Origin of the sequence: Pseudomonas borbori, assembly GCF_900115555.1 — a bacterium.
GTDB lineage: Bacteria > Pseudomonadota > Gammaproteobacteria > Pseudomonadales > Pseudomonadaceae > Aquipseudomonas > Aquipseudomonas borbori.
This window is the reverse complement of the sequence record NZ_FOWX01000001.1, coordinates 138,171-160,766: the sequence shown is the minus strand read 5'-3', so window position 1 is coordinate 160,766 and position 22,596 is coordinate 138,171. Positions and strand designations below refer to the sequence as shown.

Genomic DNA, 22,596 nt, shown 5'->3' with positions numbered 1-22,596 from the left:
CCCTGCGGCTACAGCCACACCATAATCAAAACAATGAGGTGAAAGGCCATGTACAAGATTCTGATTGCCGACGACCATCCGCTGTTTCGCGAAGCCATCCACAACGTCATCAGCGACGGCTTCCCCGGTAGCGAAATCATGGAAACCGCCGACCTCGACAGCGCCCTGGCGATGACCGTGGAAAACGACGACCTCGACCTGATCCTGCTCGACCTGAACATGCCCGGCATGCACGGGCTGAACGGCTTGATCAACCTGCGCAACGACGCGCCAACCATCCCGGTGGTGATCGTTTCCGCCGAGCAGGACAAACAGATCGTCCTTCAGGCCATCACCTATGGCGCCGTCGGTTTCATCACCAAGTCCTCGCCGCGCGCGCAGATGACCGATGCCATCCAGCAGATACTCAACGGCAATGTCTACCTGCCGCCGGACATCATCCGCTCGCAAAAGAACACCACCCACCGCAGCCATTCAGAGCACCACGGCTTCCCCCAGGAACTGCTGCAAGCCCTGACCCGCAAGCAGTTGCTGGTGCTGGAGCGCATGACCAAAGGCGAGTCGAACAAACAGATCGCCTACAGCCTGGACATCGCCGAAACCACGGTCAAAGCCCACGTCTCCGCCATCCTGCGCAAGCTCAACGTGCACAATCGGGTGCAGGCGATCCTGTCCGCCGGTGATATCGATTTCGCTGCCTATTTGCGTCGCTGAACCGCCCCCAGGCGACGCTGCATGGCGCCTGTAGGGTGCGCCGTGCGCACCTCAGGCGGCCGCAATTTCCGTCGAATGATCCATTCTGCTTTACGCTCCTCCGACGCCAGACAGGCGCACCCGGCCGCGACAGATCAAGCAGGTGTCCGCGGCCTAGGCGGCCCCGCACACCCTACGGATCGACGGTCGCCGCTCCGGATAGCCCACAGGATGGGTTGAGCGTAACGATCATCCTGTCGGGTTAGGCGCGCGCAAATTGACCCGCTGCCAGCAGACCAACCGCGCCGTAACCCATCATGGATTTCAGCCACGACAACCGGGGACATAACCCGCATGTTGGGTATCGTTGCGCTCAACACCATCCTACAAAATCAACACCGCATCAGCCTGCGCCCCTGTCCAACAGATGGCTCATCGCCGTCTTCAGCTTCATCGGCCGTACCGGTTTGTGCATCAAGGTGTGGCCGAGTTCGCGCATCTGTTGCTTGAGTTCGTTGCTGTAGTTGGCGGTGATCATCAGCGCCGGCAGCGGTGTGCTGCGCCTGGAGTTGATCAGGGCCACGGCATCGACGCCGTTGTGGCCGTCGTCGAGGTGGTAGTCGGCGATCAGCAGGTCGGCGTCGGCGTGGTAGTTGTCGACCTGACGCGCCAGGTCTTCTTCGCTCAAGGCCGTGACCACCTGGCAGCCCCAGGTTTCTAGCAGGGTGCGCATGCCGGCGCAGATCGCCGCATCGTTATCCAGCACCCAGATGCGCGCCCCACTGAGGCGCTCGAGCAGCAGATCGGGCGTGTCATGCACCACCCGGGCCCTGGGCGCGCGGGTGGCCAGGGGTACTTCGATGGAGAACATCGAGCCCTTGCCCAATTGCGAGGACACGCGGATGCGATGACCGAGCATGCGCGCGATCTTGTCGACGATGGCCAGGCCCAGGCCCAGGCCGCGGTCTTGTTTGCGGTGGGTGACGTCGCCGCGTTTGAACTCCTGGAAGATTTCGCCGAGTTTGTCTTCGGCAATGCCGATGCCGGTGTCCCAGACCTCGATCGACAGGCTCTGCCGGTGCCGGCGGCAACCGAGCAGGATGCGCCCGCTGGTGGTGTAGCGAATGGCGTTGCTGAGCAGGTTGCGCAAGATCCGCGCGAGCAATTGGATGTCGCTGCGCACCAGCGCCGAGCTGGCCACGAAGTCCAGGCGCAGGCCCTCGCTGCCGGCGATCTGGTGGTATTCGGCGGCGAGGTTTTCCAGCAGTTCGCTGACGGCGAACGGGGCGATATCCGGTTTGATCACCCCGGCATCCAGCTTGGAGATATCCACCAGGGTGCCGAGCAGGCTTTCCACGTCTTCCAGGGAATTGCTGACGTTGCGCACCAGGGCCGCACTTTCGGCCAGCTCGCGTTTTTCCAGCAGCGCGCTGGTGAACAGGCGGGCGGCGTTCAAGGGCTGCAGCAGGTCGTGGCTGACCGCGGCGAGGAATTTGGTTTTCGACAGGTTGGCCTGCTCGGCCTCGCCCTTGGCTTCGCGCAGGCGGGCTTCCATCTGCGTGCGTTCGTCGATTTCGCAGCGCAGCTGGGCATTGAGGTCGGTGAGTTCGGCGGTACGTTCACGCACCCGCTGCTCCAGGTGCTGATAGGCCTGATGCAGCGCCTCGGCGGTGCGCCGGCGCTCGGTGATGTCGCGGATCAGTACGAAGATGCCAACCACCTCGCCACTGGCCTGACGATTGGGCACGTAGGAGCGCAGCATGTAGCGCTCCTGGCCATTGTGGTTGGTTTCCGCCACCTCGAAGGTCACGCTCTCGCCGGATAGCGCCCGCTCGATATAGGGCTCCAGGCGCCGACAGTGTTCTTCGTTGTGCACCTCGCGCAGGCTCTGGCCGAGCATGGCGCCGCGCGGCCAGAAATACCATTCTTCGTAGACCTTGTTGGTGAACTCGTAGACCAGATCGGCGTTGAGGTAGGCGATCAGCGCCGGCACGTGGTCGGTGATCAGGCGGATCCAGCGTTCGCTCTCGCTGAGCGCTTCGGCATGCCGGTAGCGCTCGGTGATGTCGGTGAAGGTGTTGACGAAGCCGCCGGTGGGCAGTGGATGGGTGCGCACTTCGAGCATGCGTCCGTCGAACAGGCGCAGTTCCAGTTCCTCGATGGGTTTGCCGCTGGCATCGCGGCTGTCGGGAGTCAGCAGTTGCAACTCGCTGTCGGCCATGACCTCGGCGAACGGCCGATGGGCGTTGATCGGTGCCAGGCCGCAGAGGTCGAGAAAGCGGTGGTTCCACAGCTCCAGTTGGCCCTCGGCATTGACCATGGCCATGCCTTGCGACAGATTGTCCACCGCGCGCTGGAGCAGGCGCGACTTCTGCGCCAGGGCCTGCTCGCGGCGCAGGGTTTCGTTCTGCTTGACCTCGGTAATGTCGGTGTAGAGGATCACCAGGCCGCCCTCACGGGTCGGCCGTTCGCTGACCTGCACCCAACGTCCGTCGCGCAGACGGTAGAGCATGTGCTCGTCGCGGTTGCCGCGCTGCTCCTCGACCACCAGGCCGGTGCTCTTGCTCAGGCGTTTGATCTCCGCCAGCCGGGTGCCGGCATTGATCCGCGCGCGGCTATGGGCCCAGAAGGACTTGAAGCGGCTGTTGAACAGGACGATGCGCTGCTCGCTGTCGAACAGCACAAAGGCATCGGAGATGCTCTCGATGGCGTCGATCAAATGCTGATGCGCGGTTTCCGCGCGCAGGCGCGCGTCGCTGAGCAACTGGTTGCTGGATTTCAGCTCGGCCATGGCCTGGTTCAGCGCATCGGTGCGCTCGCGCACCTGTTCGGCGAGCACCACCGAGTGCTGGAAGGCCGCGTAGGCATCGTCGCCGCGCGAGTGGATCGACTCGACCCGTTCGATCAGCGCGGTGTTGATGCGTTTGAGCTTGTGGTTCTCCTTTTCCAGGGCCTGACAGCGGGCCTGCAGCTCGGCGACATCAGCCTCGGCCGGGACGGCCAATGGCGACTCCGGTAAAGGTCTGGTTGATGTGCATGCCATTGAACTGCTCTCCGTAGGTATTGAAGCCTATGACCGGCTGGCGGCGCAGGAAGGCCGAAACCGGGTCGACGCCACCATGGCCTTCGATCTCCAAACGACGCAGAAAACAATCGCAACCGATAGTCAGCAACAAGGGCCCGAGGCGCTCGCGCAGGCCGTCGAACAGGTTTTCCAGATTGGGCAATAGTGGCCCGGGACGCATCGCGGTGAGCACGATGCCGTTCTCCACCGCGCAGTAGAAGGTCAGGCTGAGGTCGTCGTTGACCTGCTGGATCGAGCGCACGTAGTACTGCTCGCTGATGCGCACGGCCAGGGGGTTGGCAGCGAACACCCGATGATCGAGCGCCTCCAGGGGCACGCCGATCAACTCGGCGTATTCCTGCGCGGCCGGTGCCGCGTTCAACTCATAGACCCGCCGGCCAGCGCTGTCGGCCCGGGTGACCACCAGCTTCTCGGCACAGGGTTCGATGTGATGGGTGCTGAACACCTCGAAATCCAGCCAGGTGTTGAACAGCACCACCACCGCCGCACCGGTGTGGAACTGGCCGCCGTGGTAGACGTGGGTGTGGGTCAGGTGGTTGTCGTCACCCGCCGAGCCGCCAAAATGGGGGATGCTGCCCAGGGCCGCGCTGAGCGCACCGAGCACCACCTCCTCGCGGCTGGACAGGCCGTCGAGCAGGGTCAGGGCGAAGCTGTGGCCCTTGATCGAGGCCAGTTCGTTGGTGCGGCAGTCCTTGACCAGGCGCTCGACCAGTTGCTGGGCGTCGATCAGGCTGAAGCGTTCCATTTCGTCAATCAGGGCGCTGGCGATGGAGAAACTGCGGTGATCGAACCCCACCGCACTGACGCAACCGCGCCCATAGCCCTGCGGGGTGATCTCGCCGGCCGTGGTGCAGCCGACCAGCTCGATGCCGCCGAAATACTGCTCCAGCGCCGCGCCCAGTGCTTGCAAGTCGTATTCGGCGGAACAGAAGAACAGGACGAAGCCCAGGTGCGGATGAATCAGCTGCCGTGCCAGCTCCTGCGCCACCAGCTCTACATCCGTGGCACATGAGGTGGCGGTGACAACCCCTTCTGTCCGTTCCTGCTGCATAACGTGCCCCAATAGAAAACCCACCTGTCATGGGATGATTCTACGAAGGTCCGCACAGGCCACCCATGCAACTTGAGTCGTGTCGACCTCCTCCCTAAGTAGCGGTATACGACAGCATCAGGCCGACAACGGCCAGAACAGCAGGGTCAGCAGCAACAAGCCGGCGTAGAAACCGATTTCCAGGGTCTCGCTGAGCGGCTGGATACGCCGCAAGGCGCCATAGACGTGCACCACTATCATCATCAGCGCCGTGGCGGCGAGCAGTTCAAAGACCGTGTGGATGGCTTCGCCAGTCAAGGCCGCGCGCAGCATCATGGCTTCGAGGATCAGGATGAACGCCCCCAGACAGCGGCCGAAGTAGACCGCCAGGTCAGTGTGCGTGGGGATCCGCCAACCCATCAGTCGGGCCCAGGCCAGCGGAACGAGAAAGATCGGCAACGCGAAAACCAGGGTGGTCGAGATTGTCAGGACCAGCAGGTAATCCGTCGCGTAAAGATGCCATATACCCAGCATCGGAGCATCCTTTCATGGGTGTTGGGTAAGTATGCTGCAGTCAGATGCAGCGCATCAGCACAATCGGCAGGACGAGGAACAAGCCGGTTACCGGCAGCAGGATCAGCAGTACATCCAGGCTATCGATCAGCATTTCCACCTCTAGGCGCCCCCATAGATAAAAACCGGACAGGCTGCCCTGTCCGGTTGTTTCACCTCAGGGTTTACCAGCTCAGCACGGCACCGACGGCGAAGGTATCGGTGTCTTCGGCCAGGCCACTGCCGGTCGCCGCATCGATCTCGTACTGGTTGTATTCGGCAACCAGCTTGAGGTTGTCGTTGATGGTGCGGAAGTAGGCGACGCCACGGGTCTCGTAGTCGGCGGCGGTACCCAGGCCGTTGCCATCGTCCTCGGTCTTGCCGTAGGACAGGGCGAAGCGGTTCTTGCCGAAGGTGTAGGAGCCCTGCAGCAGATAGCCTTCGCTGTCGATTTCACGCAGGGTGGCTTCACCGGCGTTATTGGTGAAGAACGGGTTGATGCCCTCGGCCTGGAAGCCGGAGCCGGTCAGCGACAGGCCGCCGATCTTGGCCTGTACGCCGTAGCCCACACCCTGAGAAGTGACGCTGTCGACGGTGTCGTCGGTGTTGTCCGAGGTCTGGTAGGCACCATTGAGCCAGGAGTAGATGGTCGCGCCGCCGAGATCGAACTGGTAGCTGACTTCCGACTCGAAACGCGGCTCCTCCTGGTAGGACTTGCCAACGGCGCTGTCGTCGTTGGTGTCCACCGGGTCCATGATGCCGACCGCGAAACGCAGGCCCTCGGCCAGGTTGTTGTTGCGGTAGGTGATCTGCGAGGTCGGGAACGGATAGGGGTAGCCGGTGCCGATGTTGCCGAAGGACACGCCGGTGCCATCGACCAGGCCCAGGGTATCGCTGACGTTGCCGTAGCCGGCGAGCAGTTCGTCGAGGAAGATGTTGGAGCGCGAGAACAGGCCGAAGTCCTTGCCCACCAGCACCTCGCCCCACTCCGGGTTGGCCACGGTGCCGTAGAACTGGCGCACGTCGATGGCGGTGCCGGTGCCGTTGGTCTCGCTGTCGTTGATGGTCACCCAGAACGAGGAACGACCGCCGAGCTTGAGATCGTCGACCTGCTTGCCGAAGTTGAAGCCGATCCAGTTGGGCAGAAAGCCCATCTTCACCCGCGACTGACGGCGGTCGAACTGCTCGCCTTCGCGATCCACATCGCTGTTCACATAGAAGGCATTGATATAGCCATCGGTGGAGAACGTGGTGTCGTCCTTGTCATACAGGACGATTTCCGCGGCCGCTTGCTGGGCTGTTGCCAGGGCGACGGCAGCAGTCAGCGCCAGAGGCAGGAATCGGGTATTGGCGATTTTCTTGTTGTTCATAACGCTCTCCGCTTGAGGGAATGACCGTCGGTCAGTCGGTTCGGAGGCGATTATCGAAAAGCAGCACCATCAGCCATACGCTGCTATGGCGCTAATTGAGTGCTGCTTTGGCCGGACGCGACGGCTCGCACAATAAGACGTAAGACCTGGCCAGACCACGGAGCGAGCCAAAGGTCGTAGACCTTTACGCCAAAGTGCACGCAGGCCTGCCGCCGGATCGACGACATGCCCGAGGTGGAGGATCGAAGGAAGAAATAGCGCAATGGATCAGCTTGGCGATGACCAACCCGATACCGGCGTGGCGGCATTGGCCAGTACCCGCCAACCACCCTGAGCCTCGCTCAGTTGACGATGAGCACCCAGCAACTGCGACCGATCGAGCCTTGCCAAGGCCTGCAGCACGTCCATCTCATGCTGTGCGGACAAACCAGCCAGGTGTGCTTGCCAGTGCCGCTCGGCAAGCTCCTGCGGACTGCCCGCCTGGGCCTGCCGGCGTAGCTCGTCGGCCACCCGGGCGAGCGCCCGATCATCGAGTGCCGCCAGGCGCTGGCCCTGGGCCTGGAGAAACGCCTCGATATGGCCGAGTACTTGCTCCGCCGACGCATGCGGCGACTGCACGGCGAACAGGATGCCGCGATGCGCCTGCACCTGGCGGAACCCGCAAAACACCGCATAGCCCAGTTGCAGTTCGCTACGCAGACGCTGGAAAAAGGCCCCCTGGCAGAGCTGTGCGAGCAATCGCCAAGCAGCCTCGGTCGCGGCATCTGCGGCCGGCAACGGGCAGAACAGCAGCAACGCCGAGTCACTGCAGTCGATGGCGGCGTCCTGCCAGTAACGCCCGGCCGGCCCCATGACCGGCGCTTCGGCCGAGTGCAGCGCCGCCACCGAGTGGAACAATCGCTCGATGGCGAGTTGCTCGGTCGTGTCGATCCCCATGCCCAGGCCATCGAAGCGCGCCTGTCGGTAGCACTCGTGCAAACGTTGCGGGGTCAGGGCGGCACACTCGCGCCTGGGCGGCGCAAACAACTCGGGCAAGCGCTTGAGCAACTGGCGAAATGGCATCTCGGCTTGCGCCTGGGCCGCAGCCTGTCGGGCCTCGCGCCGCCCTTGCGGCCAGGCATCGGGCGCGGGGCGAAGCAACACTGGCAGCGCCTGTTGCATGACCGCAGGCAACAAAGCGGCAGGTCCGTGCAGCGACAGTTGCCAGCCCTCATCCCGGGCGACCACGTGCAAGGCGACTCCGACCTCCGCCGCATCAGCTACAAGGCTACGCAACGCCACCCCCAGCAGTGCCTGCAACAGGACTACGTCGACCCGCTCGGCCAGACAGCAGCGCCAGTAAAGCACGCCTTGTCCGCCCGCGGCTTGAGCCGGCAACCAACGCACCCGGGCCGCGATGTCAAGGGCAGGCACTGGACCAGCTGCGGGGGCAATAAACGGATTGGCCGGCGGCAACCGCCACGCCCAGGTGCGAGGCGCCGCGCACACCGGCGGCGTCTCCTGCATCTGCAGGGCAAAGCCCGCGGCGGGCCAATCGGGCATTTGTCCGCTGCCGCCGAACAGCCTGACCTGACGCCGAGCGTCTTGCATCTGTTCCAGCAGCGCTGCCAGCGCCGTCTGCCCTGCCCCGCTCAAGCCGTCAGCCGGGTTCCAACCGGCCGCCAGGCAATCCTGCCAATGACGGGCCAAAGCCAAGGCTGGCAAACTGTTCAGGCGACAGCGCTGGATGGTCCGATAGCGCTCATGCAAAGCCCCGCGCCGATCGGCACTCGCAAAGAAGCCCAACCAGCTCAGCACGGCGGCCGCAACCGCGGCCTGGCTTGCAGGCGCCTGATCGACGCCCGCGCAGCTCAGCAGCAACATGGCCTGATCGGCGTAGCGATACACCAGCCGGACCTGCAACCCCTGGCACAGACCCGCCTCGCGCATACCGGCGAGCAAACCGCCCGGGGCCTCGGAGCGCAGCCAGGTCTGTAGAAAATCCAGCGCCTCGTCCATCTCGGGAGGGACCCATTCGAGGGCGAACGCCAGTTGCAAGGATGGCGCACCGCCGGGCAGGGTCATGCATAACTGCTGCAGGCGCAACGGCAATAACGCTGCCGCAGGCGACTGCTGTTGCCTGCCCCGCCCCGGCAACGCGGCGCCGTGCCGCTGGACCAGCGCATGCAACTCATCGAGCGGCTGCGGCCCAACCACCAGCAGCGACAGTTGGCCGGCCTGGTAGAACCGCTGGTGAAACGCCTGTAATGCCTGCTGGAACCCGGCCTGCTCGACGGCCAAGGTGTCACGGTTACCGGCCTGGAAAGCCGCGAACCTGTGCCCGGCCGGCAACGCCTGACCCAGCGCCACCGACACCAGGGTGTCCGGATCCCGGCCGCGGGCGAGAAACTCGGCATGCACCACCTCGCGCTCGCGCAACTGCGCGGCCTCGTCCAGCAGCGGATTGGCCAGCATGTCGAGCAACCGGACCAGAGCCTCTTCGAGTCGATCCGCCGGCACCTCGCAGAAGTAATCGGTATGGCGTGCCTGGGTCGAGGCATTGACCTGCCCGCCACAGGCCTGCACGAACGCCATCAAACTCTGTTCGACGGCATAGCCACTGCTGCCGAGAAACAGCAGGTGCTCGAGAAAATGCGCCAGGCCGGGGTAATCGTCCGGCTCGTCATGACTACCCGCCGCGACCCGCACGCTGAGCGCCGCCTTGACCGTACCCGGCAGGCTGAGCATCGCCACCTGCAGCCCGTTGGCCAACTGCCGAGACTCGGGTTGCGCAACATTGAGCGCAGGGAAGTTGCAGGCGGCAGGCATAGCGAGACTCGGCTCTGGCAGGTTTCGGCATTTCAGCATCGAACACCAGGCAAGCGAAGGGCAATAGTGCTTTGGAAGTAGCTGCAACCGCACAAAGCCCCAGCCGATTGCCTGGCGAGCTCAGCGATTGACCACTTACCCAGGCAAGGACCGGATCGATAGCGGACGTGGCCTCGCATCGATCCGGTCGGTCGCCGGCGGTGCGTCACGGCTGATTGCCATCACTCGGCGCAGGGCGCTGTCCAGGAGATTGCAACCTGCTTACTCGGCACGCCCTTGCGCCAGTTCATTCTCGCGGATGAGCTTCTTGTTGATCTTGCCGACGCTGGTTTTCGGGATATCCGCAACGAACTTGATCTGCTTGGGGATCGCCCACTTGTTGATGTGGCCGCTGTCGACGAACTGTTGCAGGTGGACCTCAATGGTCTTCTGCTCGACTGCCTGGCCCGGCTGACAAACCACCAGGGCCATCGGCCGCTCGCCCCACTGATCATCGGGAATACCCACTACGGCGACAGAAGCCACGGCCGGGTGCTTGCTGATCAGGCTCTCCAGCTCCAGCGAGCTGATCCACTCGCCACCAGTCTTGATCACGTCCTTGATCCGGTCCTTGATCTCCACCCCGCCACGGGGGTCGATCGAGGCGATGTCGCCCGTATGCAACCAGCCATCCTCCCACAGTTCGGCGCCCTTCTCGGGCTCATGCAGATAGCCCTGGGTCAGCCAGGGCGCACGCACCACGACCTCGCCCTGCGCCACACCATCGTGAGCCACCCGGTTGCCGCTGGCATCGATGATGCGCAGATCGACCATCGGCACCGGCACCCCGGTCTTGATCCGCACGGCCAGTTGCGCGTCCATCGGCTGCTGCAGTTCCGCCGTCCGCAGGTAGGTGACGCAGAGCAGCGGGCAGGTCTCGGACATGCCGTAGCCGCTGTGCACCAGCATCCCTCTGGCGGCAGCCTGGCCAGCCACGCCCAGGGTCAGGGCGCTGCCGCCCAGAAGCATCTTCCAGCCACTGAAATCGGTGTGCGCCGCTTCGGGGCAGCTCAGGATCATCTGCAAGATGGTCGGCACGCAGTGGGAGAAGGTCACCTTTTCCTCACGATACAGGCGAACCAGGCTGTTCGGCTCGTAGCGCCCCGGGTAGACCTGCTTGATCCCCATCAGGGTCGCCACATAGGGCACGCCCCAGGCATGCACATGGAACATCGGCGTGATGGGCATGTAGACGTCGTCGGAACGCAGCAGCGGCGCGCCCTGGTACACGCCCAGGGTGCCGACCGCATTCAGGGTATGCAGCACCAACTGGCGGTGGCTGAAATACACGCCTTTCGGGTTGCCGGTGGTTCCGGTGGTGTAGAAGGTGGTGGCCACCGAGTTCTCGTCGAAGTCGGGGAAGTCGTAGATCGCCGCCGCCTGGGCGAGCAGCTGCTCATATTCCCCAAGCACCGGCAGCGCGGTAGCGGGCGCACCCTCGTCGCTGAGCTGGATGAAACCCTTGACGGTGGTCAGCTCACCCTGGATCTGCTCGAGCAGCGGCAGGAAGTCATCATGCACCAGCACCAGGTCATCCTCGGCGTGGTTCATGGTGTAGAGCACCTGCTCCGGCGACATGCGAATGTTCACCGTATGCAGCACCGCGCCAATCATCGGCACGGCGAAGAAGCATTCCAGGTAGCGGTGGCTGTCCCAATCCAGCATCGCCACGGTGTCGCCGGCCTTGATCCCGGCAGCCGTCAGGGCATTGGCCAAACGGTGGATACGCTCGTTGAGCGTGCGATAGCTGAAGCGCAGCTTGTCGGCATAGACGATCTCCTGCTCGGCTTCGTAGCGCTGGCCCGACAGCAGCAGGCTCTTGATCAGCAAGGGATAGTTGTAGGCACCTTGTGCGGGGGTAATTATTTTTGTCTTCACCATGGTGAGGTCTACCTGGTTCTTATTGAGCGTTTGAGTAACGGATCGGCGCGCAGTACGTACAACGGCAATCCGGAGTTTGCCCGGGCCTGTGGGCCCGGGCTTGGGTCGATCAGAACTGCGCGGCGTCCAGCAGGTACAGGCTCTCGCTGCCGGCCTTGACCGAGGCGGTCAGGGAGTGGATGCGCGGCAGGATGCGGGCGAAGTAGAAGCGCGCGGTGCCGAGCTTGCTGGCGTAGAAGTCGTCCTGCTCTTGCTTGGCCTGTGCGGTGCGTGCCATCAAGGCCCACATGTAGGCGTAGGCGGTGTAGCCGAACACCTGCAGGTACTCGACCGAGGCCGCGCCGATCTCGTTGGGGTTGACCTTGGCCCGCTGCAGCAGATCACTGGTCATCTGCTCCAGGTTGGCGATGGCGGCCTTGAGCGGCTCGACGAACTCGGCCAGGCTGCTATCGGCCGAGTCGGTAAAGGCCTTGATCTCCTCGGCGAAGTGCCGGTAGAAGGCGCCGCCGCTGCCGATCACCTTGCGCCCGACCAGGTCGAGGGCCTGGATGCCGTTGGTGCCTTCGTAGATCTGGGTGATGCGGCAGTCGCGGATCAGCTGCTCCTGGCCCCACTCGCGGATGAAGCCGTGGCCGCCGAACACCTGCTGACCGTGGATAGTGGTCTCCAGGCCCATGTCGGTGAGGAAGGCCTTGGCCACCGGGGTCAGCAGTGCCACCAGCTCTTCGGCGCGCTTGCGGGTAGCGGCATCCTCGCTGAACTTGGCGGTGTCGAGCTGCATGGCGACGTAGCTGGAGAAGGCGCGGCCGCCCTCGTTCAGCGCCTTCATGGTCAGCAGCATGCGGCGTACGTCGGGATGCACGATGATCGGGTCGGCCGCCTTGTCCTTGGCCTGCGGGCCGCTCGGCGCGCGGCTCTGGATGCGCTCGCGAGCGTACTCGATGGCGTTCTGGTAGGAGCGTTCGCCCAGGGCCAGGCCCTGGATGCCGACGCCCAGGCGCTCGTAGTTCATCATGGTGAACATGGCCGCCAGGCCCTTGTTCGGCGCATCGACGATCCAGCCGCTGGCGCCGTCGAAGTTCATCACGCAGGTGGCCGAGGCCTTGATACCCATCTTGTGCTCGATCGAGCCGCAGGATACGGCGTTGCGCTCGCCCAGCGAACCGTCGGCATTGACCAGGAACTTGGGCACCAGGAACAGCGAGATGCCTTTCGGACCCGCCGGGGCGTCCGGCAGCTTGGCCAGCACCAGGTGGATGATGTTCTCGCTCAGGTCCTGCTCGCCACCGGTGATGAAGATCTTGGTGCCGCTAATCTTGTAGCTGCCGTCGGCCTGGGGTTCGGCCTTGGTGCGGATGATGCCCAGGTCGGTGCCGGCATGCGGCTCGGTCAGGCACATGGAACCGGCCCAGGTGCCGGCGTACATGTTCGGCAGGTACTTGTCTTTCAACTCTTCGCTGGCATGGGCGTTGAGCGACAGGCAGGCGCCGGCGGTGAGCATCGGGTAGAGGCCGAACGACAGGTTGGCGGCGTTGACCATCTCCTCGACCTGGGCCGAGATCACCTTGGGCATGCCCATGCCGCCGAACTGCGGGTCGCCGCCAACGCCACCCCAGCCGCCTTCGGCGAAGGTCTTGTAGGCCTCGGGGAAACCGGCCGGGGTCTTCACCGCGCCGTTGTCCCAGGAGCAGCCTTCCTCATCACCGCTGCGGTTGAGCGGGGCTATCACCTCGGCGGCGACCTTGCCGGCTTCCTCGAGGATGGCGCTGGCGGTTTCTTCGTCCACCACTTCGGCCAGGGCCGGCAACTGGGCCCACAGCTTGGACACTTCGAACACCTCGTTGAGCACGAAGCGCATATCGCGCAGGGGAGCTTGATAGTCAGACATGATTGAATTACTCGGACAGTGTGCGGGCATTGCGCATGCCCCGATTAATAGAAAGGTCAGCCGCGCGGGCTTGCACCAGGGACGCGCAACGCAACTACGGTTGCGCTATCTGCAGCCGCTGTCGGCTGCTTGAAAACGCCGGACAGAGAACCGAGGACGATCCCGCCGATCACCTCCTGTCTCTGTGCCGGGGACAAACCAGACTGATCCAGCCAGGCCGGCAGGTTGTTGAGCCAGGCGACGACAGCTTGCACGGTGGCCTTGAGCACCGGCAGCGAGCCTGTAGCGCCGGCCTCCAGCAAGCGCAGCAGGAGCTTTTCCTCATAGCGCCTGCGCAGCTGCTGGATCTGACCCTGGTGCTGCGGCGAGAGACAGCGATACTCCCGCTCGGCCATCAGGAAATGCAGACCGCGGTGCTCGTGCAGGGCTACGTGTGCCCGCAGCAGCGCCTGCAGGCGGCCGTGGGCAGCGCCCTTGTCGGTGAGCAGAACCGCGTCTAGCAGATCCTCATAGAGTTCCTCGATCAGCTCGAACAGCAGTTGTTCCTTGCTCTGGAAATGGTGGTACACCGAGCCGGCACCCATCCCCAGGTGCAGGGCCAGCTCACGCATGCCCACCTCGGCAAAGCCACGCTCGGCGAACAGCTCCAGCGCCTTGCGGCGGATCTGCTCGAGTCGCGAGAGCGCTGCCCCTGACTCGTCAGGGCACGATCGCTTGGTATTCATGCCGACATGACTCCCGGAAAACGCCAGCGCTGGGCCATCCCTGGCTCCGGCTGGTCAGCCATAACGATAAAAACCATGACCGCTCTTGCGCCCGAGACGACCGGCCGCCACCAGTTCCTTGAGCAAGGGGGCCGGACGGTATTTGGGATCGCCGAAACCCTGCTGAAAGGACTGCAGAATTGCCAGCAGGGTATCCAGACCGATCAAGTCGGCCAGCGCCAGCGGCCCCATGGGCTGACCGCAGCCCAGCTGCATGCCGGTGTCGATGTCCTCGGCAGTGGCCAGGCCCTCCTGCAGGGTGAAGATGGCCTCGTTGAGCATCGGCACCAGAATCCGGTTGACCACGAAACCCGGACGGTTGCCGGCGCTGATCGCGGTTTTGCCAATGCGCTCGGCGAACGCCAGGGTGCGGGCATGGCAAGCCTCGGCGGTTTCCAGCCCGCGAACCACTTCCACCAGGGTCATGAGCGCTACCGGGTTGAAGAAATGCAGGCCGATAAAGCGCTCGGGCTGACTGACAACGGCCGCCAACTGGCTGATCGACAGCGACGAGGTATTGCTGGCGATGATCGCCTCGCTGCCGACCTGCTCGCTGATCTGCTTGAGGATGCGCAGCTTCAGCTCCAGGTTCTCGCTAGCCGCCTCGATCACCAGACCGGCGTCGCTCAGGCTGGCATAGTCGCTACTGGTGCCGATGCGCCCCAGCGCGGCGGCGCGCTGCTGCTCGCTCAGCGCGCCCTTGTCCACCTGCCGGCCAAGGTTGCGCTCGATGCTCGCCACGGCCTTGACCAGGGCGGCTTCGGATATGTCCACCAGCGCGACCGACAGACCTGCAAGGGCACACACCTGGGCAATACCACTGCCCATGATGCCGCCGCCAATGACACCGATGATCTCGTCGCTCATGGTCGTCTCCCGCCTGCTCAAACGCGCTCGAAGATCGCGGCAATACCCTGGCCACCACCGATGCACATGGTCACCAGGGCAAAACGTCCCTGGGTACGATGCAGCTCGTGGATGGCCTTGGTGACGATGATCGCGCCGGTGGCACCGACCGGGTGGCCGAGGGAAATGCCCGAGCCATTCGGGTTGACCTTGGCCGGGTCGAAGTCGAGTTCGCGGGCCACGGCGCAGGCCTGGGCGGCGAAGGCTTCGTTGGCCTCGATCACATCCAGGTCGGCGATCTTGAGGCCGGCCCGCTGCAGGGCCAGGCGGGTTGCCGGGATCGGCCCCAGGCCCATCAGCTCGGGCTCGACGCCGGCATGCGCGTAGCTGACCAGGCGGGCCAGCGGGCGCAGGTTGTCGGCCTGCACTGCCGCGCCGCTGGCCAGGACCACCGCCGCCGCGCCATCGTTGAGGCCCGAGGCGTTGCCGGCGGTGACCGTGCCGCCCTGTTTGAACGCGGTGCGCATGCCCGCCAGTTGCTCGAGCGAAGTATCGCCGCGCACATGCTCGTCGACCTCGAACAGCTGGGTGCCTTTGCGGCTCTTGATTTCAACCGGCACGATCTGACCGGCGAAACGTCCTTCGGCAATCGCTTGCGCCGCACGTTGCTGACTGACCAGCGCCAGGGCGTCCTGCTCGGCGCGGCTGATGCCATGCAATTCGGCGATGTTCTCGGCGGTGATGCCCATGTGCATGCGCTGGAACGGGTCATGGAGGATGCCGAGCATGTAGTCGATGGCCTGCATGTCGCCCATGCGGCCACCCCAGCGAGCACCCGGCAGCAGGTATGGACCGCGGCTCATGGACTCGGCACCGCCGCCGATGGCGATGTCGCAGTCGCCCAGCAGCAGGCTCTGCGCCGCCGAGACGATGGCCTGCAGGCCGGAACCGCAGAGGCGATTGACGTTGAACGCGGGGACTTCCTTGGGGATACCGGCATTCATCGCGGCCACCCGGGAAATGTAGGCATCGCGCGTCTCGGTAGGGATGACATTGCCCATCACCACATGGCCGACCCGCTCGGCGGCACAACCACTGCGCTGCAGGGCGGCGCTGACCGCGGTCGTGGCCAGTTCACAGGGCGGGGTGTCCTTGAGCGTGCCGCCGAAGGAACCGATTGCGGTTCTGACAGCGCTGACGATATAGACTTCGGGGTTAGACATAGGAGACTCCGGTGGCATTGAGATCCAACTGATGCGTGAACGGCGCACGCTGTGGCGGCGCACTGCTCATGCGTGAGGTAGTCTAGGCAGCCGATGAACACTGGCCTATGCCGAAAATTACCGATTTGGCTGATACTTTTTGCAACCCCTGGCAACTGACCCGCAGCGAGCGAGCGTTATGCAAAAGAAGGACTCGGTGGCCGTGTATTTCGTCCGGGCCGCCCTCTACGGGCTGCGCAACAACCCGCAACGCAGTGCACAGTTGCTCGCCCAGGCGGGCATTGCCGAGCCGCTGCTGGCAGACCCCAAGGCGCGGGTTGCCGCCGCGCAACTGGCCAAGTTGTGGCTGGCGGTCGCCGGGGAACTGGACGACGAGTTCCTCGGCCATGATTCGCACGGCATGCCCCAGGGCAGCTTTGCCCTGATCTGCCGCGGCCTGATCCAGGCGGACAACCTCGGCCAGGCGCTGCGCCAGTGCCTGAGCGGCCTCGGCCTGTTCTTGCGGGATATCCGCGGTAGCCTGTCGGTACGCGGCGACCGCGCCGTGATCAACCTGCACAATCGTCAGCCAGACCCGCAGGCACGCAGCGTCGCCGAGGAAATCTACCTGACCGTGGTGCTCGGCCTGCTGTGCTGGCTGGCGGGTCGGCGCATCCCGATCGATCGTTCGCAATTCGCCCATCCGCGACCGGAGCATGGCGACGACCACCTGTTCTGGGGGCCGAACCTGACCTTCGAGGCCGCCCATAGCGAAATCGAATTCGCCGCCAGCTATCTCGACCTGCCGGTGGTACAGGATCTGGCAACACTGAAGACCTTCCTGCGCAGCTCACCGCAATGGCTGATCGTGCGTTTCAGCAACCGCCAGGGGCTGAGCGCCCAGGTATACAAAGAGTTGCGCAACTGCAGTTACGAGCATTGGCCGACCCTGGCCGACATGGCCGAGGAACGTGCGCTGAGCATCGCCAGCTTCCGCCGCCAGCTGCAGCGCGAGGGCTTCTCCTTCCAGGAGCTGAAAGATGAGGTACGCCGCGCCATCGCCTTCGAGTGCCTGCGCAACAGCGACCTGAGCATCACCGCGATCGCCGAGAAGGCCGGCTTCTGCGAGGCCAGTGCGTTTCACCGGGCGTTCAAGCAATGGACCGGCGAGAGCCCCGGGCAATACCGGATGAAGTGGCACAGCAACGCCTAACCAGCACCCAGGCAACCACCCTCGCCGGCCGACAGATTGTCGACAGCTCGGCAGTCCCCCTCATTCCCCGCACTCGCCCCCGATAACCGCCCCTCCCGCCGTCAGCCCGAGCGACGCCCGGCGCGCCTGAGCGCGAACAGCCCGACGCGGTCACATACCTGCCCCCTCCGCACATACCGATCATCAATATTGTCGACAATTTTTAGAATTTCAATTGACCACCTGACATTAACTGGGTAATTTTCGACCAAATTCCTGGATGTGTTGACAGTGCGTGCCACGCGCATGGTCTTCAGCGCCAGGGGAAATGTGCCTTAGCCCACCGGGAAAGCCCGAGCCGAGGCCGCACGACATTTGCGCCGCACCGCGGCCCCCCATAAACCAACGCCTGCATCCAGGCGTGTAGCACCAGACAACCTCAGAGGCTGAGTCATGAACCACGTTTCCAAGCCAAGCACGCCCGGCCAGCGCTTCCGCGATGCGGTCGCCAGCGAACATCCCTTGCAGGTAGTCGGCGCGATCAACGCCAACCATGCGCTGCTGGCCCAGCGCGCCGGGTTCAAGGCCATCTACCTGTCCGGTGGCGGGGTGGCGGCTGGCTCCCTCGGTCTGCCGGACCTGGGTATCACCGGGCTGGATGACGTACTCACCGACGTGCGGCGGATCACCGATGTGTGCGATCTGCCGTTGTTGGTGGATGTCGACACCGGCTTCGGCTCCTCGGCGTTCAACGTGGCGCGCACGGTCAAGTCGATGATCAAGTTCGGCGCCGCGGCGATTCATATTGAAGACCAGGTCGGCGCCAAGCGCTGCGGCCACCGGCCGAACAAGGAGATCGTCACCCAGCAGGAAATGGTCGACCGGATCAAGGCGGCGGTGGATGCACGTACCGACGACAGCTTCGTGATCATGGCGCGCACCGATGCCCTGGCCGTGGAAGGCCTCAACTCCGCGCTGGATCGCGCGGCCGCCTGCATCGAGGCCGGCGCCGACATGATCTTCCCGGAAGCGATCACCGAACTGGCGATGTACAAGACCTTCGCCGAGCGTATCAAGGCGCCGATCCTGGCCAACATCACCGAGTTCGGCGCCACGCCGTTGTACACCACCGAAGAGCTGGCCGGCGTCGACGTGTCCCTGGTGCTCTACCCGCTGTCGGCCTTCCGCGCCATGAACAAGGCGGCCGAGAACGTCTACACCGCGCTGCGCCGCGACGGCACCCAGAAGAATGTGATCGACACCATGCAGACCCGCATGGAGCTCTACGAGCGCATCAACTACCACGCCTTCGAGCAGCACCTCGACGCGCTGTTCGCCGCCAAGAAATAAGCCGTGGGCGCATAGCCTGCGCCCCACTTGCTTCGACAGAACGAATTCAACAGGCCGGTGATGATGAAAGCCACGCCGCCCTCACCTTGCCCAGATCGTCAAAACAGACTCCGCCTTCGCGGGGCCCTATCGGGGGAAATACCGTGCTTGAAACCTACCGTAAACACGTAGCAGAACGTGCCGCCCAAGGCCTGCCGCCCCTCGCGCTGAACGCCGAACAAACCGCAGGCCTGATCGAGCTGCTGAAGAACCCGCCGGTTGACGACGAAGCCGTTCTCCTCGACCTGATCACCAACCGCGTACCGCCAGGTGTCGACGAAGCCGCCTACGTCAAGGCCGGTTTCCTTGCTGCCATCGCCAAAGGCGCAGCCACCTCCCCGCTGATCGACAAGCAACACGCCGTCGAGCTGCTCGGCACCATGCAGGGTGGCTACAATATCGCCACCCTGGTCGAACTGCTCGACGACAGCGAACTGGCCGGCGTGACTGCCGAGCAACTGAAGCACACCCTGCTGATGTTCGACGCCTTCCACGACGTCGCGGAAAAAGCCAAGAACGGCAATGTTCACGCCAAAGGCGTGCTGCAATCCTGGGCTGACGGCGAGTGGTTCAAGAACCGCCCGACCCTGGCCGACAAGATCAGCCTGAGCGTGTTCAAGGTCACCGGCGAAACCAACACCGACGACCTCTCGCCGGCTCCAGACGCCTGGTCGCGCCCGGATATCCCGCTGCACGCCCTGGCCATGCTGAAAATGGCCCGTGACGGCATCGTGCCGGACGAGCAAGGCGTAACCGGCCCGATGAAGCAGATCGAAGCCATGCGCGGCCAAGGCTTCCCGATTGCCTACGTCGGCGACGTGGTCGGCACTGGCTCCTCGCGCAAGTCCGCCACCAACTCGGTGCTGTGGTTCTTCGGCGACGACATCCCCAATGTGCCGAACAAGCGCGCCGGTGGTTTCTGCTTCGGCAACAAGATCGCGCCGATTTTCTACAACACCATGGAAGACGCCGGCGCCCTTCCGATCGAATTCGATGTCGCCAACCTCAACATGGGCGACGTGATCGATGTCTATCCCTACGCTGGTAAGGTCTGCAAGCACGACAGCGAAGAAGTCCTGGCCACCTTCGAAATGAAGACCCCGGTGCTGCTCGACGAAGTCCGTGCCGGCGGCCGCATCCCGCTGATCATCGGCCGCGGCCTGACCGACAAGGCCCGCGCCGAACTGGGCCTGGGCCCGACCGACCTGTTCAAGCTGCCCGAGCAGCCGGCTGCCAGCAGCAAGGGTTTCACCCTGGCGCAGAAGATGGTCGGCAAGGCTTGTGGCGTCGAGGGCGTTCGTCCCGGCACTTACTGCGAACCGAAGATGACCACCGTCGGCTCCCAGGACACCACCGGCCCGATGACCCGCGACGAGCTGAAAGACCTGGCTTGCCTGGGCTTCTCCGCTGATCTGGTGATGCAGTCGTTCTGCCACACCGCCGCCTACCCGAAGCCCGTGGATGTGGTCACCCACCACACCCTGCCGGACTTCATGCGCAACCGCGGCGGGGTCTCGCTGAAGCCGGGCGACGGCATCATCCACAGCTGGCTGAACCGCATGCTGCTGCCCGACACCGTCGGCACCGGTGGCGACTCGCACACCCGCTTCCCGCTCGGCATCTCCTTCCCGGCCGGTTCCGGCCTGGTTGCCTTCGCCGCTGCCACCGGCGTAATGCCGCTGGACATGCCGGAGTCGGTACTGGTGCGCTTCAAGGGCAAACTGCAACCGGGCATCACCCTGCGTGACCTAGTGCATGCCATCCCCTATTACGCGATCAAGGCCGGCCTGCTGACCGTCGAGAAGAAGGGCAAGATCAACGCCTTCTCCGGCCGCATCCTGGAGATCGAAGGTCTGGACGAGCTGACCGTCGAGCAGGCGTTCGAGCTGTCCGACGCCTCCGCCGAGCGCTCCGCTGCCGGTTGCACCATCAAGCTGCCGGAAAAGGCCATCGCCGAGTACCTGCAATCCAACATCACCCTGCTGCGCTGGATGATCAGCGAAGGCTACGGCGATGCGCGGACCATGGAGCGCCGTGCTCAGGCGATGGAAGCCTGGCTGGCCGATCCCAAGCTGATGGAAGCCGACAAGGACGCCGAGTACGCCGAGATCATCGAAATCGACCTGGCCGAGATCAACGAGCCGATCCTCTGCGCGCCGAACGACCCGGACGATGCCCGTCTGCTGTCCAGCGTTCAAGGCGAGAAGATCGACGAAGTCTTTATCGGTTCGTGCATGACCAACATCGGTCACTTCCGCGCGGCCGGCAAGTTGCTGGAAAAAGTCGAAGGCACCCTGCCGACTCGTCTGTGGCTGTCGCCGCCGACCAAGATGGACCAGCATCAGCTCACCGAGGAAGGCTACTACGGTATCTTCGGCAAAGCCGGCGCGCGTCTGGAAATGCCGGGCTGCTCGCTGTGCATGGGTAACCAGGCACGCGTTGAGGCGAACGCCACCGTGGTGTCGACCTCGACCCGCAACTTCCCCAACCGTCTGGGCGATGGCGCCAACGTCTACCTGGCTTCGGCCGAGTTGGCCTCGGTCGCGTCAATTCTCGGCAAACTGCCGAGCGTCGAGGAGTACATGGTCTACGCCAAGGAAATCGACAGCATGGCAGCGGACGTCTACCGCTACCTGAGCTTCGACCAGATCGCCGAGTTCCGTGAAGCGGCAGCCAACGCCAACATCCCGGTCGTGCAAGCCTAAGCGTTACCCGCGTCAGAAGAGCCCCGCCCCCCGTGCGGGGCTTTTTCTTTTCCACCGGCCGCCCTGCAGGCCAGCGCGTAGTCCGGATGCAATCCGGGAGCAGTTGTTCAGGCGCCAGATTTCCCCGGATTTCATCCGGGCTATAACGTGGAAGCGGCGCAGCCGCGGGTTGCCGACAGGCAGGATCAGCAAGGGCGAGCAGATTGCCCACAATGCCGCGGTCGCTTAGCGCGGTCGACAGGCACGCAACAGCGCGTAGCCGAACATTCCCGCGCCGGCTGCATCACTCCTCGCCCAGCGCCTGCGGGGGCAAGCCGGCTTGGCGCAACGGTCTGAACGATGGTCCTGCCGCACGACGCAGCACGCCAATCTCGCTCCAGATGGCCTCGACCTGGCGGCTGTGGCGCTGGTACAGCTGCCGCCCCACCGCCAGAAAGATCGGCGCCTCGCCCAACGGCACCGGCAACACCTCGAAGCGCCCGCGGAACTCCGGCTCGGCGAGCAGCAGTTCGACCTGGTAGTCATGGTCGATCACCAGGCTGCCACGCCCCCTGAGCAACATGTGCGCCAACTGCGTGGACGTCCTCGCCGTGTCGACCGCGGGAACGCCCAAACCCTCGAGCAGGACCGTGAGGGTGGTGCGCCCCGACAGATAGAGCACCGGCCGCGCCAGCCCGCTGAAACCCTGACCATCCCAAGTGGCTGCCCCGCCGGCAGGCCGGTAGACCACCAGCCGGGTAATGCCCAGGGCACGCCGTGGATCCGGCTGCCCGGAACGTTGCGGAAAAACCATGAAACCCAGGTATTCAGGGGTAGCCGCAGCACCGGCGATGGCACCGAACAAGCCCTGCTCCACGCCCGCCAGGCAGCGGCGCCAGGGCAAGGCGATGAACTCCACCTGCCAGTCCTGGCGTTCGACGGCCGAGCGGATCAGCCGCTGGCTATCCCCTTCGCGGTTTGGAAAAGTGAAGGGAGGAAAGGCCTCATCGCTGACGCAGACCAGCAGCGTTGCCGCCTGAACAGGGGCAACCAGGCAGGCCAACAGGCACAACAGGCGCAATAGAGTATGCCCGCCGGCGCGCTGGGGTTCGTCCCCAACAGGGCGAGGCGTCACGCCCAAGCAGCCATTCATACTCACGTCAGGTATCTATC

Annotated in this window: 15 protein-coding genes; 4 read left to right on the top strand and 11 right to left on the bottom strand. The window is 64.2% G+C overall.

The features are described from left to right. Positions 1-48 precede the first annotated feature (48 nt). Positions 49-714: a response regulator transcription factor gene (locus BM315_RS00650; protein ID WP_090496759.1), complete on the top strand. Its 666-nt coding sequence runs from the start codon at positions 49-51 to the stop codon at positions 712-714. A 382-nt stretch (positions 715-1,096) separates the two neighbouring features. Here the strand turns inward: BM315_RS00650 and nahK are convergent, their stop codons facing one another. From nahK to BM315_RS00600, 10 genes are all read right to left on the bottom strand, one after another. Beyond that, positions 1,097-3,736, bottom strand: coding sequence for a hybrid sensor histidine kinase/response regulator NahK/ErcS' (gene nahK, locus BM315_RS00645; protein ID WP_090496758.1), 2,640 nt, complete (start codon positions 3,734-3,736; stop codon positions 1,097-1,099). Then, positions 3,675-4,829, bottom strand: coding sequence for a nitric oxide-sensing protein NosP (gene nosP, locus BM315_RS00640; RefSeq protein ID WP_090496756.1), 1,155 nt, complete (start codon positions 4,827-4,829; stop codon positions 3,675-3,677). The genes nahK and nosP overlap by 62 nt, the downstream gene beginning before the upstream one ends. 117 nt (positions 4,830-4,946) lie before the next feature. Next, the gene (locus BM315_RS00635) at positions 4,947-5,342 is read right to left on the bottom strand and encodes a hypothetical protein (RefSeq protein WP_090496754.1); all 396 of its coding nucleotides are present in this window, start codon (positions 5,340-5,342) and stop codon (positions 4,947-4,949) included. 203 nt (positions 5,343-5,545) lie between these two features. Beyond that, on the bottom strand, positions 5,546-6,730 hold the full coding sequence (locus BM315_RS00630; protein ID WP_090496752.1) for a porin: 1,185 nt from the start codon (positions 6,728-6,730) through the stop codon (positions 5,546-5,548). Between the two features lie 267 nt (positions 6,731-6,997). Continuing rightward, on the bottom strand, positions 6,998-9,538 hold the full coding sequence (gene pqqF / locus BM315_RS00625) for a pyrroloquinoline quinone biosynthesis protein PqqF (RefSeq protein ID WP_170862126.1): 2,541 nt from the start codon (positions 9,536-9,538) through the stop codon (positions 6,998-7,000). Positions 9,539-9,799: 261 nt separating this feature from the next. Further along, on the bottom strand, positions 9,800-11,458 hold the full coding sequence (locus tag BM315_RS00620; RefSeq protein WP_090496748.1) for a fatty acid--CoA ligase: 1,659 nt from the start codon (positions 11,456-11,458) through the stop codon (positions 9,800-9,802). A 109-nt stretch (positions 11,459-11,567) separates the two neighbouring features. Next, positions 11,568-13,346: an acyl-CoA dehydrogenase C-terminal domain-containing protein gene (locus BM315_RS00615; protein WP_090496745.1), complete on the bottom strand. Its 1,779-nt coding sequence runs from the start codon at positions 13,344-13,346 to the stop codon at positions 11,568-11,570. 56 nt (positions 13,347-13,402) lie between these two features. Beyond that, positions 13,403-14,071 carry a TetR/AcrR family transcriptional regulator gene (locus BM315_RS00610; RefSeq protein ID WP_090496743.1) on the bottom strand — a complete coding sequence of 223 codons (669 nt, stop codon included), beginning with the start codon at positions 14,069-14,071 and terminating at the stop codon, positions 13,403-13,405. A gap of 54 nt (positions 14,072-14,125) precedes the next feature. After that, positions 14,126-14,977, bottom strand: a complete 852-nt coding sequence (locus BM315_RS00605; protein ID WP_090496741.1) for a 3-hydroxybutyryl-CoA dehydrogenase — start codon at positions 14,975-14,977, stop codon at positions 14,126-14,128. A 17-nt stretch (positions 14,978-14,994) separates the two neighbouring features. Beyond that, on the bottom strand, positions 14,995-16,179 hold the full coding sequence (locus BM315_RS00600) for an acetyl-CoA C-acyltransferase family protein (protein ID WP_090496739.1): 1,185 nt from the start codon (positions 16,177-16,179) through the stop codon (positions 14,995-14,997). Positions 16,180-16,357: 178 nt separating this feature from the next. On the opposite strand from BM315_RS00600, the gene BM315_RS00595 reads away from it, so the two are divergent. The 3 genes from BM315_RS00595 to acnB all read left to right on the top strand — a co-directional run bounded on the left by BM315_RS00595 (position 16,358) and on the right by acnB (position 21,444). Beyond that, positions 16,358-17,371, top strand: coding sequence for an AraC family transcriptional regulator (locus tag BM315_RS00595; RefSeq protein WP_090496736.1), 1,014 nt, complete (start codon positions 16,358-16,360; stop codon positions 17,369-17,371). Positions 17,372-17,803: 432 nt separating this feature from the next. Further along, positions 17,804-18,700 (top strand): methylisocitrate lyase, encoded by an 897-nt coding sequence (gene prpB / locus BM315_RS00590; protein ID WP_090496734.1) that lies wholly within the window; start codon positions 17,804-17,806, stop codon positions 18,698-18,700. A 143-nt stretch (positions 18,701-18,843) separates the two neighbouring features. Further along, the gene (gene acnB, locus BM315_RS00585) at positions 18,844-21,444 is read left to right on the top strand and encodes a bifunctional aconitate hydratase 2/2-methylisocitrate dehydratase (RefSeq protein WP_090496732.1); all 2,601 of its coding nucleotides are present in this window, start codon (positions 18,844-18,846) and stop codon (positions 21,442-21,444) included. A 283-nt stretch (positions 21,445-21,727) separates the two neighbouring features. On the opposite strand, the gene BM315_RS00580 is transcribed toward acnB, so the two are convergent. Continuing rightward, positions 21,728-22,558, bottom strand: coding sequence for a substrate-binding periplasmic protein (locus BM315_RS00580; RefSeq protein WP_141123910.1), 831 nt, complete (start codon positions 22,556-22,558; stop codon positions 21,728-21,730). Between the last annotated feature and the right edge of the window lie 38 nt (positions 22,559-22,596).